Source organism: Trueperaceae bacterium, assembly GCA_036381595.1.
Classification (GTDB): Bacteria; Deinococcota; Deinococci; order Deinococcales; family Trueperaceae; genus DASVCN01.
The window spans coordinates 1-11793 of the sequence record DASVCN010000001.1 but is presented as its reverse complement, the minus strand read 5'-3'; the positions used below and the strand labels follow the sequence as shown (position 1 = coordinate 11793).

Below are 11793 nucleotides of genomic sequence, written 5' to 3'. Positions count from 1 at the left end.
TTGTTTCCTCCTAATAGCCGTCTGGCGTCTCGTAGGTGAATTCGTCCCCTATCGGGTCGTAACCCTCACAACCGGCGGCCGCCCAGCAGCTGGTGGCGTTGTTCGTCTGCTCCTGGAGGTAGGGGTCGGGCGAGGGCATGCCCAAAGTCGACCCTCCGCCGTTCGAGGCCCCGGTGATCCCCAGGGCCGAGCGTGCGGCCTGCTCGCCGTACGCGATGGTCAGCACCGCCAGGGCGAACTCCTGGCGGGCGCCCGGGTCGGAGTAGGCCCAGCCCTGGCGCGTCTGCTCCCAGATCTGCCGGGCAGCCGCCAGCGCCTGCTGTGACTCGGGATCGAGCGAGGGGAAGCCGCCCGCCAGGGCGTCTACTATCTGCGCGTCACTCACCCCCGCCAGCGCTTGCGTTTCGCCGAGTTCGGCGAGGACGAAGCGCAGGGCCTCGGCGAACGCTATTGCGCCGTCGCGGGTCAACTCACCGTAGGCGCCCGACGCGATGACATCATCTGCCGGCTCGATCGCGTCGGTTGGCTGGGCCGGGATCGCGGCCCGCACGCCGGGCGCTGTCGCTCCTCCTGTGCTCGTGGGCATCAGCCGGTAGCTGGCTCCTCCCGATTCGAGTATCAGTGCTTCGTCGGCGAGCTCGATCGAGACGGGGTACTCGGTGCCGGCGGCGTCGAAGCTGCCCGTCAGCCCCTCCGCAGAGGCTCCCGCCCTCACGGGGAAACGGGACCCGTCCAGTTCGATCCACCCGGCGTAGCCTCCGCCTTGGGCCTCGAGCTCGAGCTGCAGGCGCCCGTCGGACCAGGTCCCGACGTAGGGATCGGGCGAAGCGAGCGGGTTCGAGAACTCGGCTTCTCGAACGAGGGGATTCCCGCCCCCGGCCGCGGGGGGTTCGGGGTTCGGCGCGGCCGGGGCGGGAGGAGAGGGGGTCGAGGGAGAGTGGACGGCCGCCTCCGTGGTAGGCGTGGAGCCGGCGAGGTCGAACTCCAGCAACGAGACGTTGTTCGGGTCGGGCGTGCCGTCGGGCAGGGGGGCGATTATGTAGAGCTCCAGGTGTTGGCCGTCGGTGTACGCCTCGAAGAACTGATCGCCTTCCGGCACCAGGACCGTCCCGAAGGCGAAGCCGGGGTCGTCGGCAGCAACCTCCCCCTGTAGTTCGAAGGTGAGGTCGTTGCCGTTGAGCACGCCCTTCAGGCTCGAGCCGTCCTGTTTGAGGACGAGCTTCACGAGCCCGTAGCGGCCCATCGCAGAGAAGGTGCCGTCGAACATCTGGGCAGCTGCGCTCGCCAGCAGGCAGAGGAGCATCGCGATGAGGGCCGAGCGTCCGAGCAGCCGGACCGGGCGGGGGATCGATTTCGGCTTGGGCACGAGGGCCATCGTCGTGCGGGGGGCGTTATACAGGCGTTACACGACCTGGACCCCCATGAACGCTTGCAAAGAACTAGCAGTGCAGGTGCGTGAGCAGGTCGACTCGTCCGTTGGCTGTCGGCCTCAAGTCAGGTCCAACGCAACCTTGACCCCGTAAGCGATCGCAGCGACGACGTCGTCGGGTAGGGTCCCCAAGTATTGCGTTAGCTTGGAGCGATCCAGGGTAGTTATCTGATGGCACCTGCGGCCTCCCGGGCGCTTCCTGGCTACGAAGCGCGGCGGCGCCATCGTCGGATAGTGTGCGCTGGCTTGATGAAGCCTGTGGAACCGGTGCTTTAGCTTGCAGACGAGGGGGAGGCCGATCCGGCCGACTCCGAGGGCCACACGTGGCCGCCAGCAGGAAGGGGGAGCCGATATGGCTTGGGATGACGACCGCAACCGCCGCGAGCGCTACGAGAGGGAACGGCGCGAGCACCGCCGGCAGAACGTGCGTGATCGCGATCGCGGCCCCTTCGATCGAGCCGGCGACGAGATGCGCTCCTGGTTCGGCGACGAAGAGGCAGAACGGCGCCGTCGAATGGACGAACGCGAGCGCGGCAGGCGCCGCCGAGAAGACCCCTACGACCATTACGAGCGCGGCTGGGATCCTGGCTACCGGTACGGCTGGGCCGGCTCCGGCCGGGCGGCCGACCGCAACTTCGGCCGCTACCGCAGCGGCTACTTCCCCGGTGACTTCTACAACCGCGGCTACAGCGGGTTCGGCCGCGGCTTCGGCCCCGACTTCACCTCCGACTACGACTCCGATCTACATCGGGTGGGCGAAGGACTGGTGCTCGACGACGACGTCGCCGATTACGCCGGCGGACCCCACGCGGGGCGCGGCCCGGAAGGCTACCAGCGGTCGAACGAGCGGATCGTGGAGGACGTGAGCGAGCGGCTCACCCGCCACGGCCACGTGGACGCCACGCGGATCAGGGTGACCGCCGAAGATGGCGAGGTCACCCTCGAGGGCACGGTCGACAGCCGCCGGGCCAAGCGGTTGGCAGAGGATGCTGCCGAGTCGGTCGCGGGCGTTCGTGACGTACACAACCGGCTGCGTATCGACAGGGACCGCGGACCGGGCTGAGGTCCCGTCAGTCGGCCGGCTCCCCGGCGAACGTCTGGGCCAGCAACCGGTACGACTCGAGACGGTCCTCGTGCGAGGCGATGTGCGAGGTGATCATCAACTCGTTGGCCTGCAGCTCGCGCGCCAGTTCGAGCAACCGCTCGCGAACCTGCTCCGGTGAGCCCCAAACCAGCATCCGCCGCGACGCTTCCACGAGTTGCAGTTCCTCTGCCGAGAACCGATAGGCGGCAGCCTCTTCCGGAGTGGGCAGCGGGCCCCGCTCGCCGCGCCTGATGCGCAGCCACAGCAGGTCGTGGGTGCGGGCTAGTTCATCGGCCCGCTCCTCCGTCGAAGCGCATACGACCGAGACCCCGAGGATCGCGTGAGGCTGCTCGAGATGCTCCGACGGCCTGAACCCCTCCCGGTAGAGGCGCATGGCCGGTACCGCATGATCGGGGCTGAAGTGGAAGGCGAAGGCGTAGCCTCGGCCCAGCCTGGCCGCAAGCTGCGCCCCGAAGGTGCTCGAACCGAGCAGCCAAATCGGCGGCAAGGGCACCCCGGCCGGTCCCGCCTTGACCTTGTTCAGTGGATGGCCTTCCGGGAAGGAGGCTTCCCCCGCGTGCGCCCTGATCGCTTCGATCTGCTGCGGGAAGTCCTCGGCACCGAGCAGTTCGGCAGACCGGCGCAGGGCCAGCGCGGTCAGCTGGTCGGTTCCCGGCGCGCGACCCAGCCCGAGGTCGATTCGCCCGGGATAGAGCGCCTCGAGCGTCAGGAAGTTCTCTGCGACCTTAAGCGGCGAGTGGTTCGGCAGCATGATGCCGCCGGAACCGACGCGGATCCGGTCGGTCTCGCGGGCCAGGAGGCCAATGATTATCTCCGTCGCCGAACTCGCGAAGCTCTCGGTGTTGTGGTGCTCGGCTACCCAGTAGCGGACGTAGCCCAACTCGTCTGCCAGCTTCGCCAGTTCGATGCTGTTTCGGAACGCCCTGCCGGCCGAACTGCCCGCGGGCACCGGCACCAGGTCGAGAACGGACAGAGGAACCTTCATGCCGGACGATACCGGGGCGTGACGGGTCGGTCAGAGGGCGTGACGACATCACCGGGTCTGTGGTGAACCTGAACCGCCGGCTCATCCAGGAAGGTTATTTTGATTTGGATGCAGGGCAGCACCGGTGAAGAACGCAGCTACATCGAGTCGGGTTCTCAGGATGCCCTCTTCCGCGTCGTAGCACTGAGTGCCCATGACGGGATCGTGATCATCGACGAAGAGAGCACCATCCTCTTCGCCAACCCGTCGGTCGAGCTGATCTTCGGTTACGAGCCTGGATGGCTCGTAGGCAAGAACCTGACCTTGCTCATGCCCGACTACCTGCGCCACCTCCATGAGGCGGCGCTCGAGCGCTACCTGGCCACCGGCGAGAAGCATCTGCACTGGGGTGGCACGGAACTGCAGGGCCTGCATCGCAACGGTCACGAGGTGCCGCTCGAGGTGAGCTTCGGCGAGACCATCGAGAACGGGCGTCACATCTTCACCGGCGTAATCAGAGACGTGAGCGAGCGCAGGCGCACCGAACGACGTTGGGAGGCGCAGTACGCGATCGCGCGGATACTGGCCACCGGAGACGACCTCGAACAGGTGGCGGCAGATATCCTTCACACGATCTGCAACTGTCTCGACTGGCAGGTGGGGATCTTCTGGAGGCCGGACGAAGAGGGCAACCTGATCGCGAGGAGCTACTGGTGCGACCAGGCCCTCGACGTCGACAGCTTCCTGAGGGCGACGCAGGCGAAGCCGATGGCGCCGGGCATAGGGGTTCCCGGCCGGGTAGCCGCCGATGAGCAGCCGACCTGGCTAACCGACCTCGACCTGGACGACAACTTCCCCCGGCGCTCCTTCGCCAGGGAAGCGGGCCTTCACGCGGTTATCGCCTTCCCGATCCGGATGTCTTCGGAACTCGTGGGCGTGATGGAGTTCTACAGCCCCGAGATCCGCGAACCGGACCCTGCGCTCCTCAACCTCATGAAGTCGACCGCCGTTCAGGTGGGCCAGTTCGTCGAACGCCGCCGTGCCCAGCTGGAGCTGAAGGAGCTGAACACCGAGCTCGAGCAGCGAGTCGCGCTGCGTACCGCCCAACTCGAGAAGTCGACGGAGGAGCTCGAGTCGTTCGTCTACTCGGTCTCCCACGACCTTCGCGCGCCGCTGCGCGGCATCGACGGCTTCAGCCAACTGCTCCTCGACGACTACGCCGCCCGGCTGGGCCCCTCTGCCAACGACTACCTGCTGCGGATCAGACGTGCTGCCGGTCGGATGGGCAACCTCATCGACGACCTGCTCGACCTGTCCCGAATCGCCAAGAGTGAGGTGAAGCGTGAGCGGGTCGACCTGAGCGAGCTGGCAGCCGGCCTGATGCGGGAGTTGAGCGAACGCCACCCGGAACGGAGTGTGCAGGCGGTGATCCAGCCCGGCCTCGTCGCCACCGGCGATCCTCAGCTCCTCGAGATCGTGATGGAGAACCTGCTCAGCAACAGCTGGAAGTTCACGGTCCACAAGGAGCAGCCGAGGATAGAGTTCGGCGCCGAACGACGGGAGGGCGAGAACGTGTTCTTCGTTCGGGACAACGGCGCCGGCTTCGATATGGCGTTCGCGGCGAAGCTGTTCCGGCCCTTCCAGCGACTGCACTCACCGAATCAGTTCGAAGGCACGGGCATCGGGCTAACGACGGTGAAGCGGATCATCGAGCGTCACGACGGCGAGATCTGGGCCAAGGGGGAGGTCGACGGGGGAGCGGTCTTCTACTTCACCCTGGGCCGCGCCGGGACACCGGAGCCGACCGAGGGAGCCGCTGCCTGAGCGGGGCCAAAGTTTGGCCCGAGCCGGGTCTGAGCGAGGCCCGAGTGGGATCCGCGTGGGGTCTGAGCGAGGCCGAGCGGGATCTGCGTGGGGTTTGAGCGGCGCCTGGGTGGGATCTGCGTCGGGTCTAAGCCGGTAGCTCCCAACGTCGACTCCCCTGGTGGCGGCGCCGGCCCGCCGCCAGCCTCGGATCGAACCACGAACCGTACTCGAATACCTCAGAGTGGACGAGTGAGAGGTCTTTCTTCGCGTAGCCTCGCCATCCCGGCTACGCTTCTCGAACGTACGTTCGGCTCGGACGCCGCGAGCGACGCGGGACGATCCACCCGACGTGCCAGGAGGCGACCCCTTTGGCGACAACACGATCCCGACCCAGCAGAAAGTCCTCCGGGAGCAGGAGAACGACGTACCGTCGACCGGCGAGGCGACCTGTCGACCCGGTCGCACACTCGCTGCCGGGCACAAGCCTGCACGAGCTCGCGCTCCTCATAGGCGAGGCGTCGAGGGGGCTGTCGCCAAACCGCAAAGCCAACGACGACCGCCTGCACCTGCGTAATCCGCTGGAGGTCGCCGAGGAGCAGAAGGAGCGGCTGGCATCGGCTGGCGCCACCGTGCAGCAGCGCGTGGCGGCGAGGATCGCCCCGAATCTGGCCGCGCCCAGGCTCCTCCCCCTCGACGTGGTTTCGATGGTGACGGGCATCGCCCTCGCTGCTACCGGCCGCTACTGGGCGGTTCCGGTCGCCGCCTACGGAGTCGTGGCGCTCGTCCACAACTCGTTGGCGAGGCGCCGCTACCAGCGGTCGCTGCTCCAGGCGCTCGACGAGTACATCGAGCCCGACCTGAGGCTCATCAGAAGCGACCGTATCCGGGCAGAGGGGATCGCAGCCCGCTTCTCGAAGACCGGCGATCTCGAGTTCCTCTCGGGCGAGGAAGCCCCGACCGGGATCCAGATGCCGTTGGGCGAGAGGGTCCTCCTTGGCGCCGGCAGCGTACTGAGAGCCCGCGACGATGGAAGCGGACTCGTGCGTGAGGCGCAAGGGAAGCTTCTCGTGACGACCGCGAGACTGCTGTTCAGCTCCCACGACGGCCTTACCGAGATGGACCTCGACCGGGTCGTTCGCGCCGACGTCGTCGACGAACTGCGGTTGGTGGTGATCCCCAGCAAGCGTGAGACGGCGCCCATCTACATCGCACTTGGCAACGCCCACGCCCTGGCCACGACCATCAACCTGGCGCGGAAGGTAGTGAGCGCGCGAGCCTAGAGCTGCTGCCGGGAGAGTGCCTCGCTCGTGCTGGTCGGATCGTGCTCCGTCACCGCCAGCAGGTCGACGGCCGGACTCCACCTGAACCAGCTGGAGAATCGGCGTTCCAGCTCCGGCGTGGATCTGACCGCCACACCACCTTGCCTGACCGCCTCGTCGAACTCGAGCCTGCCCAGCCAGACCTGGTAGAAGACGCTCAGGTCGGCCTCGATCCACAGGTCGATGTCGAACTTGGGCCGCTTTAGACAGACCGACACATCGCTCCGGTCGAGAACCAGCCAGAAGCTGCCGTCGACCCGGCGGAAGTCGAACTGGGCGACGACCCTCTGGTCGGGAAGCTCCTCGGTCCTCGTACGTCTGCGCATCCACCACATCAGCAGCACCGGGTCGAGTTCGTTCGAGGTTGGCTCCTCGAAGGTCCACTTGGAACCCCACCGAAGGAGGGCTTCGACGACGGGGCGCAGTTCCATGCCGGCCTTGCTGAGCCGGTACTCCGCAGGTGTGCCGTTCCCGGCGTGACGCTCGATGATGCCGGCTTCCTGCAACTGCCGCAACCGCTCGCTGAGCAGACCGCGCGACATCCGGGGGAGTCCCCTGGCGAGCTCGTTGAAGCGGCGGATGTCGTAGCAGAGGAGGTCGCGAACGATGAGTAGCGTCCAGCGGCTCCCCAGCACATCCATAGCCCGCGCCACCGGGCAGTACTGCCCGTATCCATCCACCCGCACAGAGTAGGCGAGGTCGGGGCGAGTCGCAAGTTCAGACGTTGAACTGGACGGTCGCCCGGCCTGACGTCAACATCCGAAACAACGGGTGGCTCGACGCCCGTTCGAGGGAGGCGGTTCTATGAATGCAGAGGCAGCGAGCGGTATCCCGACCGTGCCGAACGGGCGGTGGCTGGAGCAGCTGGAGGAGCTGGGGCCGGTCTTCGCCGAGCGGGCGGCCGCGCACGACAAGGACGCCCGGTTCGTGGCGGAGAACTTCACGGATCTGAAGAAACGGCGATTCTTCTCCTTCGGCGTGCCGGCGGAGCTGGGAGGCGGAGGCGCATCGCACTCGGAGCTGTGCGGCGTCCTGCGCCAGCTCGCTCGCTACTGCGGATCGACCGCCCTAACTGCCTCGATGCACATGCACCTCATCGCCGCGAACGTCTGGAAGTATCGGCGCGATCAGCCGGGAGAGAAGGTGCTCCGCAAGGTCGCGCAGGAAGAACTGGTACTGGTGAGTACCGGAGGCCGCGACTGGCTCAGCTCCAGCGGAGAGATGACGAAGGCGCAGGGCGGCTACCGGGTGAACGCGCGCAAGGCGTTCTCGAGCGGTTGCGAGTACGGGGACGTGCTGGTGACCAGCGCGAGGCTCGAAGGCCCGTCCCGTGGCGCACAGGTCCTGCACTTCTCGCTCCCGCTCTCGACGGAGGGCATCGAGTTGCAGAACGACTGGTTCACGTTGGGAATGCGAGGCACGGGCTCCCGCACCGTTGCCCTAGACGGCGTGTTCGTGCCCGACGAGGCTGTCGTGCTCGCGCGTCCCGCCGACGTCTGGCACCCGGTGTGGGCAGTGGTCGCAGGCGTGGCCTTGCCGCTGATCATGGCCGTTTACGTTGGGGTGGCCGAGCAGGCGGCCGAACTCGCACTGAGCCTGGCGCGGCACAAGCGAGCGAGCGATGAGCTCGCCTACCTGGCGGGCGAGCTCGAGAACGAGCTCACCGTCGCACGACTGGCGCTCGACGGGATGATCTCCCTGGCGAACGACTACCGGTTCGAACCCACTCAGGAGCTGGCGAGCGAGATGCTCGTGCGGAAGACGATCTGCACCGGCTCGGTGATGGCCGTGGCCGGCAAGGCGCTGGAGCTCGCCGGTGGCGTCGGCTTCTTCCAGGGGGTGGGCCTCGAGCGCCTGGTCCGCGACCTGCACGCGGCCCAGTTCCATCCGCTCCCCGCCAAGCAGCAGCATCGCTTCACCGGCCGGCTGGCCCTGGGTCTCGAGGCGGTGGGCTGAGCGCCCACCGGCGCGGCCGGAGCAGACGAAGGGGAGGGGCCGCTCTTCGGCCCCTCCCGGCTCCCCTCTTCGGCTCGACTGGACTCGAGCGAGAAGCGACTGCTACTCCCGTCGGCTACCGCCGAGACTCAGTCCTCTTCGCCCTTGCCGAGGCCCACTCCCAGCGACACGTCGGCTTCGGCTTCCGCCTCGGCTTCTTCGCCCCCGGCTTCTCCGTGGGCCTCGCCCTCGGCCCGGCCTTCGACCGAGGCACCGGCACCGGAGCGCTCCTTGGCCTCCTCGTGGTTCTCCTTGGCCCGCTCCATCCCTTCACGGGCAACGTCGGGCAGGTCCACGTGATCGGGCACAGCCGCACCGAACGCCATGTTCCCCTCCGTCTCGAGCTCCTCGCGGAAGGTGATCACCACTTCGCCGCCATCCTCCTCGACGACCTCCTCGAGGTCCTCGGAGGTCCCGTCGAGCACGACCGACCCTTCACTGTCGACCTGCACGTCGAACGAGTACTCGTTGCCCTCATCGTCCACGACCGTGAAGGTAGCCGTGCCTTCGAAGCCGGTGAGCAGCTCGAGCTCGAGGTTGCCGTCCTCGAACTCGCCGGTACCCACGACCTCCCCCTCCGCTGTGAGGACGATATCGCCATCCCTCGGCAACTCGGCCGCGACTGCCGCCCCCAGCAGTAGTGCAACGACGAGAACAAACAGGAACTTCCGCATACTGCACCTCCAAGTGGTACTTCACGCCGCCTCGACGGCGATCGGCGATTCGGTTGCGGACCGCGATCTCGCTGAGCCTGGATGCTCCAACCTGGTCCGTGTCCGTTCGGTCGATGCACGGCCCGCAAGAGGATGTTGGCAGGCACACCTTTACGTACGCTTAGTGCGCCTGAACTCTTTTTAAGGCGTGGACCGTGCCGCTTCACCCTGAAGCCATGAGCTCCCCCTCGTCACTGCGGCCGGACCGAGTGGTTCGAGCTCGACAGCCGGTGATGCTGCGCCTCCTCGAACGGACGGTCGAGGAGTTCTGCCGCTTGACTCTGCAACCGCGCCGCAGCGGATAACCTCTCTCTCATGCACCCCCACCTCTTCTCACCACTTCGACTCCGCGACGTCGAACTCCGGAACCGCATCGCCGTCTCCCCCATGTGCCAGTACTCGGCGGAGGACGGCTTCCCCAACGACTGGCACTTCATCCACCTCGCATCCAGGGCAGTGGGCGGAGCCGGTCTCGTCATCGCCGAGGCCACCGCTGTCGAGGCGCGCGGGCGCATAAGCCCGCAAGACCTCGGGATCTGGAAGGACGAGCAGATCGGCGCGCACCGCAAGCTCGCCCGCCTCATCGCCGAAGCCGGAGCCGTCGCGGGCATCCAGCTGGCCCATGCCGGCCGCAAGGCCAGCACCTACCGCCCGTGGGAAGGGCGAGGCCCGGTCCCGCCGGGTCAGGGCGGCTGGTCGCCGATAGTGGGACCTTCACCGCTCCCCTTCGCCGAGGGGTACCAGGAACCGCGCGAGCTCGGCCACGACGGGATCGAGGAGGTCGTCCACTCGTTCGCCCAGGGAGCGCGCCGCGCACGCGAGGCCGGCTACCGGCTGGCCGAGATCCACGGCGCGCACGGCTATCTGATCAGCTCGTTCCTCTCACCCCTCGCGAATCGGAGGCAGGACGAGTACGGCGGTCCACTCGAGAACCGGGCGCGCCTGCTCGAGCGGGTGGTGGCGGCGGTTCGCGGCGAGTGGCCGCAGGAGCTCCCCCTCTTCGTGCGCATCTCGACCACCGACTGGGCCGAGGGCGGCTGGACGGTCGAGGACTCGGTCGCCCTGGCGGCCCGGCTGGCCGATTCGGGCGTCGACCTCATCGACTGCTCCTCGGGCGGCAACCGGGTCGTGCCGGTACCGGCCGGCGCCGGGTACCAGACGGCTGCGGCTGCGGAGATCCGGCGCCGGACCGGGATGAAGACTGGCGCCGTAGGTCTCATCCGCTCGGCCCACCAGGCCGACCACATAATCCGGACCGGTCAGGCAGACCTGGTGCTGCTCGCCAGGGAGATGCTGCGGAACCCGTACTGGGCGCTCAACGCGGCAACCGAGTTGGGCGTGGACGTGGCCTGGCCACCGCAGTACGAGCGCGCCAAGCCGTAGCTGGCGAAGGCTCGAGCGGGTTCCGGGCCGACGGCAGCTCCATCCGGTCGCTCTCCCTGATCGCTTAGCAGGTGACGAGTGGCATCCGCTTGACTCGCCAGCCGCAGCACGGTCAGCTGGCGGGCCGGGCCCGCCGTTGGCTCAACCAGCCTTGGGCTAAATCGACCGGATCGGTATCCCGCTTCCAGATCCCTTCGAACCTGCTCCCCAGTTCGCCCTTCGCCCGTTCCAGCAGCCCCTCGTGACGCACGCGGTCTACGGGCGGTCGCGGTGCGGACAGTCGCTCGCGCAGCCTTTCGACCCCAACGAGAGAACAGGCGGCGCGCGCCCACTCGAGGCGCCGCGCTTCGATCTCCGCCAGGAGGTCGAGGCATTCGGCGAGCCCGGCGCGGTCGCTCATGGCGAGGCGGCCATCCAGACTGTTGACGAGCGCATCCTCGGCCGCCTCGAGGCGACCCTGGGCCAGCTCGAGCCAGCCGACGCCGCACCAGCCGGCCGCCGTGCCCCACCTGTGCGATATGGCCCGGGCCATCCCGAGGCCCTCCACCGACCGGGAGCGCGCCTCGGTCAGCCGATCTCTCCTCCTCAGCACGTGGCCCAGCACGACGAGGGTCCAGCAGAGTCCGGTCCGGTTGCCCACCGCCTGCCACAACGACCGACTCTCCTCGAGCAACGCCTGGGCCCTGTCGATCTCGCCCAGGTCGTGATGGACCTGGCCACGGTGTAGGAGCTCCCAGGCGGTGAGCTGGTCGTCGTGCAGGGAGCGGAGCACGCCCAGCGCCTCCTCCAGATGGCTGGCGGCGTCGTCGAAGCGGCCCTCGCCGCGCAGGACCCAGCCGAGGTTGCTTCTGGCGTAGGCGACCCCGCGCCGGTCGCGCACCGATTCGCGCAGGCGTAGACCCTGGGCATGCAACTCCCTTGCTCGCTCGAAGTCGCCCTGGAAGGTAGCCGCCCAACCCAGGTTGTTGAGGGCCACCGCCACCCCTCTCTCGTTCCCCAACATCTCGTGCAACGCGCGGCCCTCCTGCGATCGCGCCGTGGCGGTCTCGAAGTCGCCGAGGATGCAGGAGACCCAGCCG

Annotated in this window: 10 protein-coding genes; 5 read left to right on the top strand and 5 right to left on the bottom strand. The window is 67.8% G+C overall.

The genetic code is table 11. The features are described from left to right. Positions 1 to 10: 10 nt before the first annotated feature. On the bottom strand, positions 11 to 1366 hold the full coding sequence (locus VF168_00050) for a hypothetical protein (protein HEX7002566.1): 1356 nt from the start codon (positions 1364 to 1366) through the stop codon (positions 11 to 13). 415 nt (positions 1367 to 1781) lie between these two features. Between VF168_00050 and VF168_00045 the strand changes: the two genes are divergently transcribed. After that, a complete protein-coding gene (locus tag VF168_00045) occupies positions 1782 to 2492 on the top strand; it encodes a BON domain-containing protein (GenBank protein ID HEX7002565.1) in 711 nt (236 codons plus the stop codon). 7 nt (positions 2493 to 2499) lie between these two features. On the opposite strand, the gene VF168_00040 is transcribed toward VF168_00045, so the two are convergent. After that, on the bottom strand, positions 2500 to 3519 hold the full coding sequence (locus VF168_00040) for an LLM class flavin-dependent oxidoreductase (GenBank protein HEX7002564.1): 1020 nt from the start codon (positions 3517 to 3519) through the stop codon (positions 2500 to 2502). Positions 3520 to 3627: 108 nt separating this feature from the next. Between VF168_00040 and VF168_00035 the strand changes: the two genes are divergently transcribed. Together VF168_00035 and VF168_00030 are read left to right on the top strand one after the other, a co-directional pair. Continuing rightward, the gene (locus VF168_00035; protein HEX7002563.1) at positions 3628 to 5322 is read left to right on the top strand and encodes a PAS domain S-box protein; all 1695 of its coding nucleotides are present in this window, start codon (positions 3628 to 3630) and stop codon (positions 5320 to 5322) included. Between the two features lie 350 nt (positions 5323 to 5672). Beyond that, positions 5673 to 6584 (top strand): hypothetical protein, encoded by a 912-nt coding sequence (locus tag VF168_00030; protein ID HEX7002562.1) that lies wholly within the window; start codon positions 5673 to 5675, stop codon positions 6582 to 6584. Here VF168_00030 and VF168_00025 read toward each other — a convergent pair. Beyond that, the gene (locus tag VF168_00025) at positions 6581 to 7303 is read right to left on the bottom strand and encodes a helix-turn-helix domain-containing protein (GenBank protein ID HEX7002561.1); all 723 of its coding nucleotides are present in this window, start codon (positions 7301 to 7303) and stop codon (positions 6581 to 6583) included. The genes VF168_00030 and VF168_00025 overlap by 4 nt on opposite strands. Positions 7304 to 7427: 124 nt before the next feature. Here VF168_00025 and VF168_00020 point away from each other — a divergent pair, with 124 nt between their 5' ends. Beyond that, positions 7428 to 8579, top strand: a complete 1152-nt coding sequence (locus VF168_00020) for an acyl-CoA dehydrogenase family protein (protein ID HEX7002560.1) — start codon at positions 7428 to 7430, stop codon at positions 8577 to 8579. A 128-nt stretch (positions 8580 to 8707) separates the two neighbouring features. On the opposite strand, the gene VF168_00015 is transcribed toward VF168_00020, so the two are convergent. Then, entirely contained in the window at positions 8708 to 9292 is a 585-nt protein-coding gene (locus tag VF168_00015; protein ID HEX7002559.1) for a hypothetical protein, read from the bottom strand. A gap of 354 nt (positions 9293 to 9646) precedes the next feature. Between VF168_00015 and VF168_00010 the strand changes: the two genes are divergently transcribed. Then, a complete protein-coding gene (locus VF168_00010; protein HEX7002558.1) occupies positions 9647 to 10714 on the top strand; it encodes an NADH:flavin oxidoreductase/NADH oxidase in 1068 nt (355 codons plus the stop codon). Between the two features lie 112 nt (positions 10715 to 10826). On the opposite strand, the gene VF168_00005 is transcribed toward VF168_00010, so the two are convergent. Then, a partial coding sequence (locus VF168_00005) for a tetratricopeptide repeat protein (protein HEX7002557.1) occupies positions 10827 to 11793 on the bottom strand: 967 nt, incomplete at its 5' end.